A 20,422-nucleotide genomic window follows, 5' to 3' on the forward strand; every position below is an offset into this window, starting at 1 on the left:
TGTTTAACAGGATGAATCTAAAAAGAGACGTTTAGTCCAAACACAAATACCTTCTGGTTGGGGTAGGCTGTTTCAAGATCGGTATAGCCTACTTCCGGATCCATGAATTTCATTTTGCTGAAGGTGAGCAGGTTTTGCCCGGAGAAATAGCAACGGAGGCGTTGCATTTTCATCGCTTTGGAAATCCTGGCGGGAAGAGTATATCCAAGTACAGCAGTTTTTAAACGCAGGTAACCTGTTTTCATCATCCAGAAATCAGCATTTTGGGTATTATTGGCGTAGGGCGACTGATTGGCACGTGGATACCTTGCATTGGGAGTGTTGGATGTCCAGTGGTTGTTATAGTATTCATAAGCTGAATTACTGTTATTGTTGTTAAAGGGTACGGTTTGAAAACCACGGATGTTCAGGCCGGACAAAGCAGATCCCTGGAAGAACAGGCTGAGGTCAAACCCTTTCCATGATGCGCTGGGGGTAAAGCCGTATGTGATGAAAGGATATACCGGGTTACCGATCACGGTTTCATCATTGGCGTCTATTTTTCCATCGGGTTTTCCATTGGGCCCGCTGATGTCTGCATAGCGGATATCGCCGGGATGAAGTACGCCAAACTGGGTGACATTGTAGCCGTCGTCGCTGTTGATAATACCATCGTGATTTTTATCGTCTGCCTGGGAAAATAAACCCAATGCCTGATAGCCGAACTGCGTACCGAAAGGTCTGCCTGTTCTGCTGCGATTAGGATTATCGTGGGTGGCAGCGGTTTCAAATATCTGCACCATTTTATTCCTGGCGTAGCTGAAATTGCCAGTCAGATTTAACTGCAGGCCATTGGAAAAACGATAGTTGGTACCTGCAGAAACTTCAATACCCTGGTTTACCATGATACCTTCGTTTTCATCGGAAAGATTCAGACCATATTCAACTGGTACCGTAACGGCGGGCGGCAGTAGCATGCCCGTTCTTCTTTCATGGAAATAGTCTGCTTCCAGTGTGAGTAAGCCTTTCCATAATGACAGATCCAACCCTATATCTGTTTTGGTGGATATTTCCCAGGTGATGTTGGGATTAGCTTCCCGGGTGATGTTGGAGCCTTGTACCATATTGCCGTTTCCAAAGGCATAGGCGTTGCCGTATAAATTATAACCGTTCAGGTACTGGAATGCCGAACCGGCCAGGTTACCTGACTTACCCCAGGAGCCTCTCAGTTTAAGGTAGTTGAGTACGGAGAGATGATCTGCCATAAAGTTTTCTTCAGAGATGATCCATCCTGCAGAGAAGGCGGGGAAATAGCCCCAGCGTTTGCCGGGAGCGAAGTAGTAGTGACCATCATACCGACCGGCTGCCTCAAAAAGATATTTATGATCGTAAATGTAGCCCAGGCGATATACAAATCCAAGTTGACTGCCGGTAACTGTGGAGCCGTTGTTGTCAAAATCATTTTTATTGGAGCTGCCCATGCCCAGTTCATCGATGTTTACAGCAAAATTGTTGCGCCGGGCGGAGAAGCCCGTGGAATCATTCCTGCGGGCTTCTGCAACGAGCAGTCCGGTGAAGTCGTGTTTGCCAAAACTATTATGGTAGTTGAGGAATCCCTGGTAGGTAAAGTACTGGTTTTTCGAATACTCCTGGTTAAGCCAGGTGTATGGAGCGGCGTTACCTTCGGAGGTGGATATCTGTTTCGTATAGGTGTAAGGGGTAGTTGCTGTATTCTGTGAATAAAAGTAAAACGGTGTATGCCATCCTTTAACGGTGAAGTCGTTGGGGTCATAGCTGAAAGTTCCCTTGATGCTTAGTCCTTTAATGAAAGGCAGTTGTTGTTCCACGGAAAGTGTGGTGAGCAGGGACGTGGCATTACGATGGGAGTACCCTGCATTCAGGATACCTACCGGAGAGTTGCCGGCAAACTCGCCCCAGAGGCCATTACTATAATATAGATTGGTAATGGGGACCAGTTTGTACGCGGCACGAAACAGCTGCCCCGGTGTGGTAGCAGCATCTACGCTGTTGGTGTTTTCAATGGCGCCGATAAGCGACAGTGACACAGTAGTGGAAGCAGTTGCGCTTACTTCCATATTAACGTTATAATCATAACGTTTGTATTTCACCGGGGCGAACATCCCATCCTGATTAAGAAAGCCCAGGCCGGCATAGTATCGCACTACTTTGGTGCCACCACTTAATTGCAGGTTATAATTTTGAATGGGTGCACGCATACGCACCAGGTCTTTCGTATTGCTGATAGGATATTTGTCGGGATCTTTGGCATGCTGGTTTGCATAATTATTAATGAAATCATCTGCGAAAGGCTGTTGTGTACCACCAGGGTTTTCATTCATATAGGCTTCATTACGCAGGCGCATGTAGTCCTGCGCATTCAGCATTTTCGGATAGTAGGTGGGAGTTTGCCATCCGTAATATGCATTGAGTGAAAGCGATGGGATACCTGTTTGTCCACGTTTGGTGGTGATAAGGATTACACCGTTGGCGCCACCTAATCCATAAGGTGCAACGGCGGCGGCATCTTTCAATACGGTGACAGAGGCAATGGAGCTGGGAGAGATTTCGTTGATATTATTGCGGATGATACCATCTACTACGATAAGTGGTGAGTTGTTACCGGTAGTAGCGATCCCCCTGATATGAATATCCGGGTTATCTCTTCCCGGCTGTCCACCATTAGGGCGCATGCTAATGCCGGAAATATTTCCTGCCAGTGAATTGGAGATGTTGGTAACCGGCGATTTCGCCAGTTCCTTTCCTTGAACAGCAGCTACAGACGCTGTTGAAGATGTTTTTTTCTGTGTGCCGTAACCCACCACCACTACTTCATTAAGACCGCTGGCACTTTCTTTCAGGATAATGTTGAGAGGATCGGCGGTACTTACTGCTTCGGTTTGTTCGTAGCCCACGTAACTGAATACCAGCGCAACACCTGTAGAGGCCTGCAGTTCAAAATGACCTTTTTCATTGGTCACGGTACCAATATTGGTACCTTTTATTTTTACGGATACGCCCACGAGCGGATCGCCGCGCTCATTTTTTACAGTGCCACTTATTTTTACAGCGCTTACAGGTCCGGATGCAATTACAATGACGTTGTTATCCATTGCAGCGTAGCGAAGTGATGTACCGGTAAAGGTTTGGGCCAACACTTGTTCTACGGTGGCGTTTTCTGCATGAATGGATACCGGAGGTTTTTCCGGTAGGATGTCGTCGTTGTAAATAAGCCGGTAGCGGCTTTTTTGTTGAATGGTTTTCAACACTGTTTTAATGCTGACTTTTTCCAGGGAGATGCTGATCTTTTCCTGAGTTGCAGAGGTAGCATAAGCGGGCATGATGCCGGTAAACAGCAAAGCGAGGATGAGTAGACGTGGCAGCCCGCTATGCAGACTTTTATTAAAAGTCCATACGAACATTATTTTCATAACATGGAATGTAAAAGGGTGAAGGAAAGTAAAGTAAATGGATGTGAGTCTTTTTATGTCATGGTATTTATTTTTGAAGATGAAGAATATGGTATCAGTTACTAATCCGAACTTCTTTCCCGCTGACCTGGAAATTAAAGGGCCTTGATAGCTGTAACATTTTCAGCGTTTCGTCTATTGATTCTGTATCTATGATGCCGGAAAATCGCAGTTGCTGCAAACCGGGGGATTCGAAATGAAAAGTGACGCCATACCATTGGCTCATTTTAGCTGCCAGGTCACCAAAGCTTTCATTATCGAATACCAGTTTGTTATTTAACCAGGAAATTTCGGGGAGCTGGCCGCTGCTGTCCTTTTCCAGGTGTTTTGGCTGAAAAACAGTTGCCTGTTGGATGATCGGCACCGTTAGTTTTTCTTCCGGCTGCAGTACCACGGTTTTTCCCTGGAATGAAACTGCGATTTTTCCACTGACCAGCGTAGTGGACACTGTGCTGTCTCCCGTATAGGCTTTCACGTTAAAAGTAGTGCCGAGTACCTGGATATTTATTTTTCCGGCATGGATAATAAATGGAACACCTTCACTTTTTGCGATATCAAAAAAGGCTTCACCAGAGAGTGTGATTTCGCGATATTGTTTGCCAAAGCTGTTCTTTTCGTAATGGAGTTGTGTATTGGAATTGAGCCATACTATAGAGCCATCGGGAAGCACAGCCCTGGATTTTCCACCAGGAGCGGAGCTAAGTTGTTGCAATACAGGATTGTGCAGGTGTATATGTTGCCATCCGATGACGGCAGCAACCAGTACCGCAGCAGCGGCTGCTGTTGTCACCAGCCTGCGTAATAAATGGCGATGGCGGTGAGGGTGAAGTTCCGGCCTCACTACTTCCCATATACTTTCTTTACTGTTGTGAGCAGCGGTCATTTCCTGTATAGGTGTCTGCCAGACGGTGGCAGCAAGTTCCCGCGAAGCAGCAGCGGCTGGATCACTTTTCAGCAATGTTTCCAGTTCTGACAGCTCTGTGGAGGAGATGTCGCCGCTAAACTGTTTGCCAAGTAATATCCATATACGGTCGTTGCTCATAATATTATTGAAAATGGTTGAATAAAGATGCTCAGGGATATAAGACAACAGGAAGGAGGTAATACCCCTAAAAGGAGGAAGAATTTTTTTAGAGAAGATTATTGATTGCCGGGCAGCGTAGTGATGAGGAATGCTTTCATTTTGGTTAGTTTTTTCAGGGCGATGCCTACCTGGTTTTCTACAGTTTTTATGGAGATATTGAGCAGAATGGCTACCTCTCTGTATTTGAGCCCATCTTCCTTTACAAGTTTAAAAATGAGGCGGCACTGCGGTGGCAGCTCGTTGATAGCCTTGTTGATATGCTGCATCATTTCGTTGCTGATGAGTTGTACTTCCGGGTTTATTTCATATTCCAGTAAATATGCTTCGTCAAGCTGCAGTGTTTTTTTGGAGCTATATTTACGCAGATAGTTCAGTGCAATGTTACGGGTGGCTGCATAAAGGTACCATTTCAGGTTACTAGCCTGATATAGGCCTTCCTTTTTTTTCCATATGGCAATAAATACGTCTGCTACTATTTCTTCCGCCATTTCCCTGTTATGAATGATGGCCAGGGCTAACTGCAGCAATGGAGTACAAAAGCAATCGTATAATTCTTTAAATGCTTGTGCGTCACCACCGTATATTCTTTTTTGCAATTCGGGAATATCGTCGCGCATGAAGTAAAAATACCCAAATTATGCAAAGACACAAATGTTTAAATATTAAGTGTCTTTTGTACAATAATACTATTTTTTGGGATCTATTAAATTGTGTCTATTATTATGTTTATTGTTTGATTGACATTTATTATTTTGAAACAAATTCCGCGATATGAAAAAAACGATATTTAATCTTTCCATTTTTCTATTATTTACCATACCAGCCTTTACACAAAACGTCGTTGAACAGGCATCGCCTGGTTTTGACGCGCTGCGTACAACTATACCACACGGCAGGATTGATACGATCAGTTATCATTCCACCACAGTGGGTAGCCAGCGCAAAGCGCTGATTTACACGCCCCCCGGCTTTTCCCCACAGCAAAAATACCCGGTGCTATACCTGCTGCATGGTATCGGTGGTGATGAAAAGGAATGGTTAAGAGGTGGTGCACCTCAGGTAATCCTGGATAACCTCTACGCCCAGGGAAAAATTGAGCCGATGATCGTTGTTATGCCTAACGGCCGGGCCATGAAAGACGACAGGGCCACCGGTAATGTAATGGCACCCGATAAGGTGCAGGCATTTGCTACTTTTGAAAAAGATTTGTTGAATGATCTCATTCCCTATATACAAAAGAAGTACCCGGTTTACACCGACAAGGACCATCGGGCCATTGCCGGGCTGTCGATGGGAGGAGGGCAATCATTGAATTTTGGCCTTGGTAACCTGGACAAGTTTGCATGGATAGGTGGCTTCTCGTCTGCCCCCAACACGAAAACACCAGAGCAGTTGGTGCCGGATCCTGCAGCCGCAAAGCGGCAAATAAAGCTACTCTGGATCTCCTGCGGCGCCAGTGATGGATTAATTACTTTCAGTAAACGCACACACGAATACCTGCAAAAAAACAATGTACCACATATCTATTACATTGAGCCGGGTGTACACGACTTTAAAGTGTGGAAGAATGGATTATATATGTTTTCCCAGTTGATCTTTAAGCCGGTAGATACTGCTACATTTTCAAAATACCAGGCGGAGGGCATATCCGCGGAAACCAATGTGCGTAATGCAAAGTATCCGCAGGTATCAGCTGATCATCGGGTGATTTTCCGCATTAAAGCGCCGGAAGCGCAGAATGTACAGGTAGACCTGGGCCGTAAGTATCATATGGTGAAAGATACCGGCGGTTTGTGGACTGTAACAACGGATTCCATAGGCGAGGGATTTCATTATTATTCCTTACTGATCGATGGGGTAGCTGTGGCAGATCCGGCCAGCGAAACCTTTTATGGCATGGGCAGAATGGCAAGCGGTATTGAAATACCCTTTACCGGTAATAACTATTATGCATTGAAAGATGTGCCGCACGGAGACATGCGGATCAGGAAGTATTTCTCAAAGGTGACCGGTTCCTGGCGGCAGTTGTATATTTATACGCCGCCTGGCTATGATAAAAATACCAACGGGAAATATCCTGTACTCTATATTTTGCACGGTGGTGGTGAAGACGAAACCGGCTGGGCCACACAGGGCAAAACTGACCTGATCATAGATAACCTGATTGCTTCAAAAAAAGCGGAACCCATGCTGATCGTGATGCCAGATGCTAATGTGGGTGGCCCTGCTTTCGATGAATCCGTGTTGAAAATTTTTGAGTCGGAGCTGAAGGATGTAATTATTCCCCTGGTAGAAGAAAATTTCCATGTTGACACCAGCGCAAAAAAAAGGGCATTGGCCGGTTTATCCATGGGAGGAATTCATACGCTTTATACCGGTATTAAAAATACGGACCTGTTTTCGTACCTGGGAGTATTCAGTTCCGGCTGGATGCAGCCCAGGCAGAGTAGCACTGCAGCAGCCCAGTATGATTTTATAAAAGCTAACGCACCCACCATTAATAACAATTTGAAAGTGCTGTGGATTGCAATGGGTGGAAAAGAAGATATCGCTTATAAGAACTGCCAGCTGATGCTGGAAAAATTGGATGAACTGAAAATCAAACATACTTATAGCGAATATCCCGGCGGCCATACCTGGCCCGTATGGAGAAATAATATGTTCAACTTTGCGCAACAGCTGTTTAAATAATTCTCGTTGCTAAATGCCCATGCATAGCAGAAAGGCCTATCCACGGTTGGTCCTTACGTTTGGCATTGCTTTTCCGCTGTATCATTAGCCTGATACCACCAGCTTCCATTAAATCATCTTCTATGGTATAATCGGTGTATGCGCTATCCCCATATATGCTGCTTTCTGCCGCAAACCATATTCTTTAACTGGGAACTTGGGTTATTTACTTAATTTTGCGTCTGAAAATACAGCGCGTATGACAACACAGGAATTTATTGCTGCAGCATTTCTCGAAGACGTGGGGAGTGGCGATTACTCTACACTGGCATCCATACCAGTCGATGCTAAAGGTAAGGCGATACTCAAAATAAAAGAAAAAGGCATACTGGCAGGTATGCAGGTGGCGCAGGATATTTTCCATCATTTGGAAGAAGATGCAAAATTCACCATCCATAAAAAAGATGGCGATGCTGTAAATAATGGCGAAACCGCGTTTACCGTTGAAGCCAGCGTGCATACTATATTGAAAGCAGAAAGACTGGTGCTTAACTGCATGCAACGCATGAGCGGCATCGCAACGCTTACCAATAAGTATGCTGATAAAATAAAAGGCTACAAAACCAAGATACTCGATACCCGCAAAACCACGCCGCTGTTCCGCGAATACGAAAAGCAGGCAGTGCGCATTGGCGGCGGTTACAACCTTCGCATGGGCTTGTACGATATGATTATGCTGAAGGACAACCATATCGATTTTTGTGGTGGCATAGAGCAGGCCATACAGAAAACCAACAAGTACCTTGAGACCAACGAGCTTAACCTGAAAATAGAGATCGAGACCCGTAACCTCGATGATGTGCGCCGTGTGCTTGCTGTGGGCAATGTACACCGCATAATGCTCGATAACTGCTCGCCGGAACTATTGGAAGAAGCAATTGAGCTAATTGGCGGTAAGTACGAGACCGAGGCGTCGGGTGGTATCAATCTCGATAACATTATCTCCTATGCCCGTACTGGTGTCGATTACGTCTCAATAGGCGCTATCACAAATCGTGCTGTAAGCATGGACCTTAGTTTAAAAGCACACCAGATATAGCGCAGATATTATCGCGGTTGTTATTATCTCCCTGTCAGTAACCCTGATACGGATGTCTTCTTTATGAAGCGCGCAGATTCGCTAGGCGGCGAACACCATCGGGAAATGCAGATGTTGAATTTTCAACACATCCCAGTTTATGCTTCTTCTTCACTTTTTTTCATGCCGTCATATCTCCTGGGCGTTTCGCCAAATTGTTTTTTGAACTCACGGCTGAAGTATTTTGGGTCGTTGAAACCAACGGTGTAAGCAATTTCGGACACTGTTAGTTTTCCCTGCAGCACAAGGTGGGCCGCTTTCTTCAGGCGTAAGGACTTGATAAAGTCATTTACTGACATACCGGTTACTGCCTTCATTTTTTTATATAGAATGGGAGGGCTCATTGCCACTTTTTTCGCGAGCATAGTCACGCCAAACTCTGGATGGTCCATGTAGGTTTCAACATACTGCATCACTTTCCCGAGAAATTCTTTGTCTACTGCGTTAAGGTCGCTCTCCTCGGCCAGTGCATGATTACCTTCGTCTGTCGGAGGAGAGGAAATGCTGGTGCTGAATTTTTCCCGCATTTTTTCCCTGGATGCAAGTAAGTTCCGGACGTGTAAGACAAGTATTTTAGTTTCGAATGATTTGGTGAGGTATATGTCGGCCCCTGTTTCCAGTCCTTTGATATGGTCGTGTTGTTCACTCCTGGCCGTCAGTAATATAACCGGGATGTGCGATGTCCGTTCATCTGATTTCAGCGCGTGGCATAGGGTATATCCATCCATCCCAGGCATCATTATATCACTGATGATAAGGTCGGGAATATTCGTGGTAGCACTTTCCCATCCTTCATATCCATTGTCACATTCCAGGATATGGTAATGAAAATGGAATGCTTCACGGACCATCGCCCTGATGCCTGCATTATCTTCTACCAGCAAAATAGTGAAAGGCTTATTGTTGGTTTCCTGTTCGTTAGGTGCTTCCGGTAATGAGCTCTCCGTCAGGAGTGGATCAGGTAATGGGGCCGATGTAGGTAAACCGTCCTGTAATAATATGTCTGCCGGAAAATGATCTTTTCCTGGCAGCAGTTCCACGGTGAAACAGGTATGGCCTTCTGTATTGCTGCCTGCGGGCTGACTGGTGACGGTTAGATTTCCTTTATGCAGCGCTACAATATCTTTGGATAATGCAAGGCCAATGCCATACCCGGTCTGCTGGATACCATAGTCGGCTACCTGGAAGAAATTATAAAAAAGTTTGTCGATGTATTCCGGGGAGATCCCACGTCCGTTGTCCGTTACACTGATACAGAGATGGGTAGATGAAGAGGTGACTTTCAGGATGACCCCACCTCCCGGAGCAGTAAACTTGAAGGCGTTGGTGAGCAGATTGAAGAGTACTTTCGATAGTTGCTCTTTGTCAAAATAAGCGGGTATCTTATCCGCTGTATGTTCAAATGACAGGTTGATTTGCCTGAGTACGGACAGCTCCTGAAATGCCAGGTATATATCCTGCAGAAATGCGACAAGGTCATGAGAGGCTACCTGTAAGGACAGATGACCGGTTTCCGCTTTCCTGAAGTCCATTAACTCATTCACCAGCTTCAGTAACCGGTCGGCATTATTTTTTACATTGCCCAGCTGTTGCCGGATGAAATCATTTTGCTGATGGTTAAGCATCGTCTCCACCGGCGCCATGATTAATGTCAGATGCGTGCGTATTTCGTGGGAGATGTTGGTAAAGAAATTCAGTTTTAACTGGTGTAACTGGTCCTCCCTGCGTAGGAATGCCCGCATATAAAAGTAGCGGACAATAAAAAAAGTGATGATGGAGAGCAGGATGATATAAAGGCACCAGGCCCATCCCGTTTTCCAGAAAGGGGGAAGTACCTGTATCTTCAGCTGTGTGGGCAAACTCCATACGCCATCGTTATTAGCGCCCTTCACGGACAAGGTATAAGAGCCGGGGGGCAGATTGGTATAGGTGACCGCCGGGACATTGCTTTCATGCCAGGTTTTATCAAACCCTTCCAGTTTGTATGCATATTTATTTTTGCAGGGCTTGATAAAATTCAGTAGTGCAAATTCAATGGTAAACACATCCTGGTCGTGGGAAAAGATCAGTTGTGATGTGGCGTTGAAAGATTGTGGTAACAGTTTGTCCGGTCCGTTGACCACCACGGCATGATCAATCAGTTTGAGATCTGTAAATATGATGTCAGCAGGATTGTTATTGAGGTGGATATGTTCCGGGAGGAAGCTGGTGAATCCATTCACCCCGCCAAAAAACATTTCACCATTGGAGGCCTTATAAAAGGCGCTTTCATTAAAAGTATTGTCTGGCAGTCCATCGGTGACCGTAAAGGTCCTGAATGTATGTTCGCGGATGTCAAACCTGGTGAGCCCATTGTTGGTGCTGATCCACAGATTGCTTTGATTATCTTCCAGTATACCGGCAACATTGTTATTGGGTAATCCCTGTTGTTGGGTATATAGTGTTATAGTTTTTGTTGATGGATGATATGCCGCCAGTCCTGCATGATTAAGCCCCAGCCATAAAGTACCATCAGCACTTTGCCGGATGCAGTTGATATCTGCATTTTCCAGTAGCGTGTTGGCAGTACCGGGAGCTGGCACAAAAGCCTGGGTGCCGGGAGAAAATAGGTAAAGCCCATTTGGGGTGGTGGCCCATATCTGTTTGTTGGCCGATTGGAAAAGCCGGACGGTTGATGCAGGGGGAATATTTCCAACTGGGATATTAACGGGGTGGGTCAGGATGTCCTTATTTTTCTGGAATAAGGTAAGTCCGTTGGTAGTGCTCCACGCCCAGAGTCTTCCTTCTTCATCTTCCAGGATGGATGACACCTCTGCACGCAGCGAGGATATATCATTGCGGGTGCAAAGGTATTGCCTGAAATGCCGGTGTACAGGATCAAAAACATTTAATCCACCGCCATGGGTGCCTATCCAGATAATGCCCTGCTTGTCTGTATAGATTACTTTTATGAGGTCGGACCCAATACTGTTGGTGTCTGCAGGGTTGTTCCTGTAAATGGTGAAGTGCCCGGTACCGGGGTTGTAACAGTTAACTCCTCCACCTTCCGTTCCTATCCACAGTTGACGATCATTGTCTGTTGCGAAGGAGCTGATGATATTGCTACTCAGACCTGTAGGGCTGCACCGCCAGAGCCGAAAGTCGGCGAGGTTCCGATGAGCTATGTTGGCAGCGCCGTAAAAGGTGCCCACCCAGATACTGCCCTGTTTATCTTCAAAGAGACTGTAAACGGAATTCTGGCTGAGACTTTCTTTGCTGCCAGGGTTATGCTGGCAGGACACAAACTGCCGGCTGCCAGGTGCTAGTATGTTCAGTCCGTCCTGTGTTCCAATCCACAATTTTCCCTCCTTATCAGTGAGCAGCTGTCGGATACTATTATGAAGCAGCCCTTCTTTACCGCTATGGGTAAAGGTGGTAAACGTGAGGCTGTCAGGATCATAACATAATAGTCCGCCATTTTGTGTGCCGATCCAGATATGATGTTCGAGGTCTTCTTTGATGGCTGTAATATAGAGGTGGCTCAATTGGTGTATCCGTAACTGTTTGTTTTTGTCGAGGTACGCCACTCCTTTGGATGTGCCCATCCATAATCCGCCATACTTGTCTGCATACATGCAGGTTATTTTGTTATCAGCTATTCCGGGGATAGTAAAAGCTTTAAATGTCTTTTCACCGGAAGGCAGTGTAAAGAGACCTTTTACTGTTCCTGCCCAGATGGTGCCGTTCCGGTCTTCGCAAAGAGCATTAATAAACACGCGACTTTTATCTGCTGCTGTTCCCGGGAGGGGTATCCTTTCAAAACAGTCTTTTCCCGGGATATACCGATTGAGCTGGTTGCTGGTACCTACCCACAGATTTTTGCGGGAATCGTTGAGCAAGACGGTGATACGATTGTCGGAGAGAGTGGTACTGTCGGAATTATTGAAAGCATAGGATTTGATGTGATAACCATCATACCTGTTTAACTGATTAGTAGTTCCCAACCAGATAAATCCCTGGCTGTCCTGGGCAATGGCCATCACAGATATGTCAGACAGTCCATTTTCAACGCTAAGGTGACTGAATGAAAATGTCTGGCCATTTCCTTCAAAATAAGCCAATAAGCATAGTAAAAGGATAAGCGCAGCTGTTGCCCGCCTGTAAAAAAATGTACTCATTGTTCACCGTAAAATAGAAGAAGCTGTAATTGTCTAACGAAAGTTAATGAATTCTCTCACATCGGGAGAATTTTTCTTATTGATAAATAATGAGTTATGACATCGTTTATAAAATTCCCCCTAATCTTTTATGATTTTCCTCCTGGGCCCTGAGCTGTTGACCAATATTTACAGGAAAGGAATCCACAATATGATAAAACGATACAACCAAAATTTACACGTGGCTGTTTGGTGGCGGCTGGGACTTGCCGATTATCTGAAAAAGTCATTTTTATTATTATGGGCCATGGCTCTTTCATCCATTGTGGTGATGGCCCAACAGGAAGTTATTATACATGGAGAAGTGAAGGATGCAGGTACTCAGGCACCTATTCCGGGGGCTTCCATTTCTATAAAAGGAAAAGGTCAGGGGGTAGCTACTGATGCAAATGGTTTCTTTTCCCTCAAAGCACCATCTGGCAGCAGGTTGGTTTTTACATCTATTGGCTACGGTACCAAAGAAATGATCTGGTCAGCCGGCCGGGTGTCGGTATCTCTGACGCCGGTCAATGCAGAAATCGGAGAGGTGATTGTGATTGGTTATGGTCAGAAGAAAAAGGCTACCAACGTGGGGGCCTTGTCTACTGTTACGGCCAAAGAGTTGAAACAAAGCCCGGTAGCCAATATGAGTAACGCCCTGGCCGGGCGGTTGCCGGGGCTGGTATCACAGCAACGTGGGGGAGAGCCGGGACGTGACGATGCCACCCTGTTGATAAGAGGTATTACAACACTCAGTACCACCAGTGCGGGTCCGTTGGTGTTGGTTGATGGCGTGGAAAGACCTTTCAGCCAGATTGACTTTAACGAAGTGGAATCTGTTTCTATTCTGAAAGATGCGTCTGCCACAGCCGTTTTTGGGGTGAGAGGCGCCAATGGTGTTATCCTGGTCACTACCCGACGGGGAAAGTCAGGCAAGGCCAGTATATCCCTGTCGGCCAATTATGGTCTGCAAAAGGCTACGAGGTTGCCTAAATTCCTGGGCGCTTACGACTATGCAGTGCTGAGAAATGAAGCGGTGCTCAACGACAATCCTAACGCAGTAGTCCCTTTTTCTCCGCAACAACTCGATGGGTTTAAAAATAAAACGGACCCATACCTATATCCTGACGTGGACTACGTAAAGGAATTTATCAGGGATTATACCCCGCAAAGCAATGTGAATGTGAACATCAGCGGTGGAGGGGAGGTAGCCCGTTATTTTGTGTCCGGCAGTTATATGGATCAGGAAGGACTATACAAACATACTAAAGGTGATTTTTTTGACGCCAGCTCCCGCTTTCAGCGCTTTAATTTTCGCTCCAATGTCGATATTAATGCGACTCCCACTACAACGTTGTCCGTTAATATGGCAGCGCTGGGCAGTATTAAAAACAGCCCTTATGCCTTCAGCGGTGGTAGTGGTAGTGCGGGAGATATCTTCAGTGGCATCATGCGTACGCCACCAACTGAAATGCCCTTGTTGAATCCTGATGGTACCTATGGCGCCAGCAACCGGCCAGCGAGGATACAGCGGAACATACTGGCAGACCTGCAGGAAAGAGGCGTGTCCCGGGAATATAATAATACAGTGGAGATGAGCCTCATCGCAGAACAAAAACTGGATTTCTTCCTGAAAGGATTAGTGGCGAAAGTCAACATGTCTTTTAACGGGTATTATACACAGTTTAACGACACTTACCGTGGTAACAATGGTGATCTTCCCTCTGCGTACCGGCGGTACAGTGTTGACGGTGTAAACAGCGATGGCAGCTACATCTATACGCAGCGCACCGGTGCTTATAATCCACTGATCACTACTGCAAATTCCTATACCAATGCAAGCAACCGTAACTACTACCTGGAAGGCTCGCTTTTCTGGCAGGGCAAAAAAGAGAAACATGATGTAACCGCCTTGTTGTTGTATAACCAGAGTCGTAAAACCAGCAACGTCAGCACACTCGACTGGCCTTTTTCGAGGATGGGCTTTGTCGGCCGCGTTACCTATTCCTACAATGATAAATATCTGGCGGAAATAAACGCCGGATACAACGGTTCTGAAAACTTCCAGAAAGGACAACGTTTTGGATTTTTCCCTTCCATTTCCGCCGGATGGGTGGTTTCTGAAGAAGCCTTCCTGAAGGGAAGCCCGGTGATTTCTTACCTTAAGCTGCGGGCTTCCGCAGGCCAGGTGGGCAATGACGCTATCGATGGCCGCCGCTTCCTGTTTATGAACAACCCCTATGGTTCCGGTACCGGTTATTCCTTTGGCCTTTCACAAGGTACATCCATCAGTGGCCTCGTAGAAGGGGCACTGCCTACCGTGAATGCTACGTGGGAAAGAGAAACCAGCTACAATGGCGGACTTGAAATGAATCTGTTCGGAAAAAAGCTGGGACTTGTGGCGGATGTGTTTTATAAGAAGCGTAAAGATATCCTCACCCAGCCAGCTACTACGCCGGTGGTTACTGGTGTCACGTTGCCGGTGATGAACCTCGGGGTAGTGGAAAACAGGGGTTTTGAAATAGAACTGAACACCACTCATAAAATAGGGAAAGCCACAGTATGGGCAAAAGGTAATTTTTCATTCGCGAGAAATAAAATATTGTTCCGGGATGAACCGGTACCACGCTACGAATGGATGGCAGCCACCGGGAGAAGCGTAGGACAAAACTGGGGATATCTTACCGATGGTTTTTTCAACAGCCAGGAAGAAATAGACAAACGTACCGTGATCGCCAATTTCAGCGGCCGTTTGCAGCCAGGTGATTTTAAATATAAAGACATCAATGGCGACGGCGTCATCAATACCTATGACCAGGTGCCAATTGGTAAACCGGTATACCCGGAAATTATGTATGGTTTCAGCGCCGGTTTCAGCATTGGTCAATTCGATGCCAGTATATTGTTTCAGGGAGCAGGTAACACATCGATGCTCGTTGGACAGGAAGCTGCCTGGGAGTTTTTTAATGTAGGCAAAGTGTTGGATTATCACCTTGGCAGATGGACGCCGCAAACAGCTGCCACCGCCACCTATCCAAGGCTCTCCAGCGATCCGACAGGCAATGACAACAACTATCAGAACTCTGATTTTTGGTTAAGGAATGCCAGTTACCTCCGGTTGAAAAATGTGGAGATAGGTTATAACCTGCCCAACAGATTGATCAAACGTTTACATCTCACCAGTGGGCGGTGGTACTTAAACGGTCAGAACCTCTTTACCTGGTGCAGGGGCATCACCTATCTCGATCCCGAGAACAGGCAAAGCCGCGGCTGGTATTATCCCCAGGGCATTGTGTACAATACCGGCTTCTCTGTTACCTTCTAAACTGATCATTATGAAAAACAAGATATTTCTATTCATCACCATCGGCGTGTTAATGGCAGGATGCACCAGGGATTTCCTGGCGGCGCCTCCCAATAATGTAAATGTCACCGATTCCACCGTATTCAGTGATGAGATAAAAACAAGGCAGTTCCTCGCTAATACTTATTCAGGTCTTCCTGGCAACGCTACCAATAAAAACAATGGACAGCTGGCGGATGGTTGTTTTGAGTCGGAGCAGGGTATCCAATGGTCGCCCTTCCAGGTGTATAATATGGGTGGTTACAATCCGGGTGTTAACAATATAGACAATGCCTATGGTACCTATTATACCATGATACGTAAAGCGAACCTGTTCATCCGCAATGAACGCTACATGACCTTTAATCCGCAGAGCGTAGCCTATTTTAAAGGAGAGAACCGCTTCCTGCGCGCCTTCGCCTACTTTGAGCTGTTAAAGCGTTACGGCGGCGTGCCCCTGATAGATTCCGTCAGCATCTTCAGCTCAACAGATATAGATCCCGTTTTCCGCGATAACCTGGAGCGCAATAGTTTTGCGGCGACCGTTCAGTTTATTGTCAACGACCTGGATTATGCGGCCGACCGTTTGCCCTGGATATGGCCCAACGCCAACAATGATTTCGGGCGCGCCACCAAATCGGTTTGCATGGCTATGAAATCCAGATTACTGCTGTATGTGGCCAGCCCATTGTTTAATACAAACGTGTCTTATTTGTCTGATGCCAGCTGTCCCGATTCATTGGTAAGATATCCTAACTATGATGTAAATCGCTGGAAACTGGCAATGGAGGCAGCCAAAGCTTTCCTGGATTCAAACCAGACCAATGCATTGAAATATGCCTTGTATAATGGTGCAGCTGCCAATAGTTATGGCGACCTGTTCATCAATGTAAAAGGGAATGCCGCCAACAGGGAAGTGATCTTCTCCCATCCGTCCGGCCTCAGTACGAACCTGTCTAATCCTACACTCAACCTGGTGGATATGTACGACATGGCCAACGGAAAGGAAATCACAGATGCGACTTCAGGATATGATCCACAGGACCCTTATACAGGCCGTGATCCGCGCCTGAAGCAAACAATCCTCACCAACGGAGCCCCCTGGAACGGTACCCCTTTTGAAGTATTTATAGGAGGGAAAGATTATAACGGTGACCGCACCATCACCTTTATGCTGCAGAAAAAATATATGGGCATCAACGGCCCTTCCCAAAATAATGCCCGCTGGATATTTTACCGGCTGGCAGAAATTTATCTCAACTATGCAGAAGCACAGAACGAATATGAAAATGGTCCCAGTGCAGCGTCTTACGGCTATATTAATGATATCCGTGCCCGTGCCGGCGTGAACATGCCGCCTTTGCCATCGGGACTCAGCAAGGCCGATTTTGCTGCCCGTGTGAAAAAAGAACGGATGCTGGAACTGGCATTTGAAGAACACAACATCTTTGATGTGAGGCGCTGGATGATGGCAGAGACAAAAGAAAGCGGCAAGTTCGAAGGATTTAAGATCACTAAAACAGGTACGGCATTTAGATATGAGCGCAACGTTTTTGAAAACAGGACTTTTCAGAAACGCTTTTATCTCTTCCCATTGCCGGAAGCAGAAATATTTAAATCTCCCAAACTCAAACAAAACCCCGGCTGGTACTAATATTCTGACCTGTTAAAACGCATTAGAGATATGTATTTACTGAAAAAAGCAATGACGCTGATAGGCTGTACCCTGGTGCTACATGCTGCGGCACAACAGCCGGACAGTACTAAAATAAAAGACAACAATATCCAAACCAAAATCAAGACCAGGCCATGGCAAGGTGTTTCGACCTTACCATGGTTATCACAGGACAAACTATTCACTACCGCAGCCGTTTCCACGGCAAGCGGATATCTTTTGGCTAAAAATCCTGAGACTAATTCCTCCAATGCATTGGGAGGTTTGCTGGCAGGATTGATATCCCGCCAAAACAGCAGTGAGCCCGGCTCCGATAACGCCACGCTGAATATCAGAGGTTTTACTTCTTATAATGCACTATCACCTAAGATTTATGTAGACGGTATAGAAAGAAACCTGGCCTCGATAGATCCGCTTGAGCTGGAAAGTGTGACGATACTGAAAGACAATGCAGCCAACGGTACTTTCGGCATCAGGGGCTCCGGGCGCTCTGTGATGGCTACCACCCGCCGGGGTGTAGCCAATACTAACGAGATCACTTTTACCGCACAGCAGGGAATACAATACCGTGGCGCAGCACCTGAGATGCTTGGAGCCCGGCAATATATGCAACTGTATAATGAAGCAGCCGCCAATGATGGCCTGCCTGCCAAATACAGCCCTGCGCAGATCGCCGCCTACGATGATCCCCGACGCAACCCACTCGTGTACCCGGACGTAAACTGGTATGATGAACTGGTAAAGAAGAGTACGACCCAGTCGCGGTACAACCTTTCTCTCAGCGGTGGCAATGCCAACTTTCGGTACTTCGCGCTGCTGGGGTATCTGCACCAGGGTGGTATTTTTAACTATGGAGACGTGAACCGGAAAGATTTTAATTTCCGTAATAACACCGACTTCAAAAGATATAACTTTCGCACTAACCTGGATCTGCAGGTTACAAAAAGACTGACCGCCTCCCTGGACCTTTCCGGAAGAGCGGAAGACCGCAACTATCCCGGCACGCCTGTGCCAATAATCTTTAATAATATCTCTACTTACCCGGGACAGGAGTTTCCTATGTTGTACCCGGATGGTAAGATTGGCGGTAATACACAGTTCCTCGACAATCCTTATGGCCTGCTTACTGCTACCGGTTATAATACCGAGTTCAGAAGAACTTTCCTCGGGACCGCCCGTTTGAAACAAGAGCTGGACATGATTACACCAGGACTTTCCATCAGTGCTGCCTTTGCATTTGATAACTATTTTTTTGTCAACGGAGGACGTTCTAAAACCTTTGCCGTATACGCACAACAACCAGACAGCAGCTTCAGCGCCTTTGGTGTGGATGGGTTGCTCAACGCCCGTGGCAGGTCCAATGATCAGGACAGACAAACAACTTTTTATACCAACCTTACCTACGAAAGAACATTTGGTAAACATACCGTGAATGGTTTCATCAACTATAACCAGAGCTATGAAAATGCAGGCGGATTTGATTATCCCTATGCATCGCAGGGCATCGCTTCCCGCCTGACATATATCTTCAATAAAAAGTATGTGGCAGAATTTAACGGGTCATATAGTGGTTCAGAAAATCTCCCACCGGGAAAACGCTTTGGCTTTTTCCCCAGCTTTTCTGCCGCATGGATCGTTTCTGCAGAAAATTTCATGCAACAACAGCATGTAATTGATTTTCTGAAACTGCGTGCATCCTACGGCTATACAGGTAATGCGGAAATTACCGGCAGCGGTACCCGCCGTTTTCTCTACCAGGATTATTATGAAACGGGTAATAGTTATACGTTCGGTTCCGGCGCCAACACCCTTACCGGAAGAAGACAGAGTCGGCTGGCCAATCCCGGTGTGACCTGGGAGAAACTGCAGACAGTCAATGCCGGGGTAGACCTGTATTTCCTGCGGGAACATTTTAATGTATCGGTAGATGCATTCAAAGAAAAGAGAACAAACATCCTCACTGACCCAAATTTGTCTGCTACCATAGGTATTACGCTGGCCCCGGTGAATGCGGGTATTATCGAAAACAAAGGAATTGACTGGGAACTGGGATATAAGCTGGAGAAAAACAGGTGGGGTTTCCAGGTGGCCTTCCTGGGATCTTACAATGAAAACAAGCTGATTTATAATAACGAAGTATACCGCGCCTATGATTACCAGAAACGAACGGGCCGGATGACCGGGGCTATATTTGGTTTGCAGCAGGAAGGGTTTTATTCTACAAAAGAAGCCGCCACTATAAACAGTGAAATGGGCAGTGCACCCGCGCAGAAGTCTATTCCGCAGCCAACGTTTGGAGTGGTAAAAGCCGGCGATATGAAATATAAAGATCAGAACGGTGATCACCTGATAGATACTTATGATGAAGTATACCTGGGTACAAGTTTACCGAAACTCTATTATGGAATCCGGGCAGGTTTTCATTACGGCGCCTTTGACATGACCCTGCTTTTTCAGGGTAGTGGCGGTAATATCATAGACCTGCGTAATGTGACCACCACTGGTTTTCAGAACGGTAGTCGTCCTTCTACGTATGTGCTTGACCGTTGGACGCCGGAAACAGCCGAGGCAGCGGGTTATCCGCGTTTGTCTGTAGTAAGCAATGCGTTGAATTATCGGAGTGCGGATTTCTGGTTTGCCAAAGGAGATTATATCAAACTGAAGAATGTGGAGATCGGTTTTACGACCCCGCTGCGATACCAGGGACGGTTGATTGTAAAGAAGATGCGGGTATTTGCGAATGCCTCCAACCTGTTCACATGGAGCCGTCTGCCGGTGAAATGGATGGACCCTGAAATGAGTGCGGCTGGTATTGGGAACTACCCAAGAATGAAAATGGTGAATACTGGCGTGCAATTTACTTTTTAATC

Annotated in this window: 9 protein-coding genes and 1 pseudogene; 5 read left to right on the plus strand and 5 right to left on the minus strand. The window is 46.3% G+C overall.

The window, feature by feature from the left end:
* Positions 1 to 17: 17 nt before the first annotated feature.
* The 3 genes from AB4Z08_RS22065 to AB4Z08_RS22075 form a co-directional block, all read right to left on the minus strand.
* Positions 18 to 3,428 (minus strand): SusC/RagA family TonB-linked outer membrane protein, encoded by a 3,411-nt coding sequence (locus tag AB4Z08_RS22065; RefSeq protein WP_441575949.1) that lies wholly within the window; start codon positions 3,426 to 3,428, stop codon positions 18 to 20.
* A gap of 94 nt (positions 3,429 to 3,522) precedes the next feature.
* Positions 3,523 to 4,509 carry a FecR family protein gene (locus AB4Z08_RS22070; protein WP_441575950.1) on the minus strand — a complete coding sequence of 329 codons (987 nt, stop codon included), beginning with the start codon at positions 4,507 to 4,509 and terminating at the stop codon, positions 3,523 to 3,525.
* Between the two features lie 98 nt (positions 4,510 to 4,607).
* Positions 4,608 to 5,168, minus strand: a complete 561-nt coding sequence (locus tag AB4Z08_RS22075) for an RNA polymerase sigma-70 factor (protein WP_441575951.1) — start codon at positions 5,166 to 5,168, stop codon at positions 4,608 to 4,610.
* A 154-nt stretch (positions 5,169 to 5,322) separates the two neighbouring features.
* Between AB4Z08_RS22075 and AB4Z08_RS22080 the strand changes: the two genes are divergently transcribed.
* The gene (locus tag AB4Z08_RS22080; protein WP_441575952.1) at positions 5,323 to 7,242 is read left to right on the plus strand and encodes an alpha/beta hydrolase-fold protein; all 1,920 of its coding nucleotides are present in this window, start codon (positions 5,323 to 5,325) and stop codon (positions 7,240 to 7,242) included.
* Positions 7,243 to 7,279: 37 nt separating this feature from the next.
* Here AB4Z08_RS22080 and AB4Z08_RS22085 read toward each other — a convergent pair.
* Positions 7,280 to 7,414, minus strand: a pseudogene (locus AB4Z08_RS22085) (IS982 family transposase); the annotation flags it as partial.
* A 66-nt stretch (positions 7,415 to 7,480) separates the two neighbouring features.
* On the opposite strand from AB4Z08_RS22085, the gene nadC reads away from it, so the two are divergent.
* Positions 7,481 to 8,320 carry a carboxylating nicotinate-nucleotide diphosphorylase gene (gene nadC, locus AB4Z08_RS22090; RefSeq protein WP_441575953.1) on the plus strand — a complete coding sequence of 280 codons (840 nt, stop codon included), beginning with the start codon at positions 7,481 to 7,483 and terminating at the stop codon, positions 8,318 to 8,320.
* 137 nt (positions 8,321 to 8,457) lie between these two features.
* Here nadC and AB4Z08_RS22095 read toward each other — a convergent pair whose 3' ends face one another.
* The gene (locus AB4Z08_RS22095; RefSeq protein ID WP_441575954.1) at positions 8,458 to 12,516 is read right to left on the minus strand and encodes a hybrid sensor histidine kinase/response regulator transcription factor; all 4,059 of its coding nucleotides are present in this window, start codon (positions 12,514 to 12,516) and stop codon (positions 8,458 to 8,460) included.
* 130 nt (positions 12,517 to 12,646) lie between these two features.
* Between AB4Z08_RS22095 and AB4Z08_RS22100 the strand changes: the two genes are divergently transcribed.
* Genes AB4Z08_RS22100 through AB4Z08_RS22110 form a run of 3 tightly spaced genes read left to right on the plus strand, consistent with a single transcriptional unit; the run spans position 12,647 to position 20,420 of the window.
* Positions 12,647 to 15,859 carry a SusC/RagA family TonB-linked outer membrane protein gene (locus tag AB4Z08_RS22100; protein ID WP_441575955.1) on the plus strand — a complete coding sequence of 1,071 codons (3,213 nt, stop codon included), beginning with the start codon at positions 12,647 to 12,649 and terminating at the stop codon, positions 15,857 to 15,859.
* Positions 15,860 to 15,869: 10 nt separating this feature from the next.
* Entirely contained in the window at positions 15,870 to 17,531 is a 1,662-nt protein-coding gene (locus AB4Z08_RS22105; RefSeq protein ID WP_441575956.1) for a RagB/SusD family nutrient uptake outer membrane protein, read from the plus strand.
* 30 nt (positions 17,532 to 17,561) lie between these two features.
* Positions 17,562 to 20,420 carry a SusC/RagA family TonB-linked outer membrane protein gene (locus AB4Z08_RS22110; RefSeq protein WP_441575957.1) on the plus strand — a complete coding sequence of 953 codons (2,859 nt, stop codon included), beginning with the start codon at positions 17,562 to 17,564 and terminating at the stop codon, positions 20,418 to 20,420.
* Positions 20,421 to 20,422 lie beyond the last annotated feature (2 nt).

The organism is Chitinophaga sp. RAB17 (assembly GCF_052114225.1).
Classification (GTDB): Bacteria; Bacteroidota; Bacteroidia; order Chitinophagales; family Chitinophagaceae; genus Chitinophaga.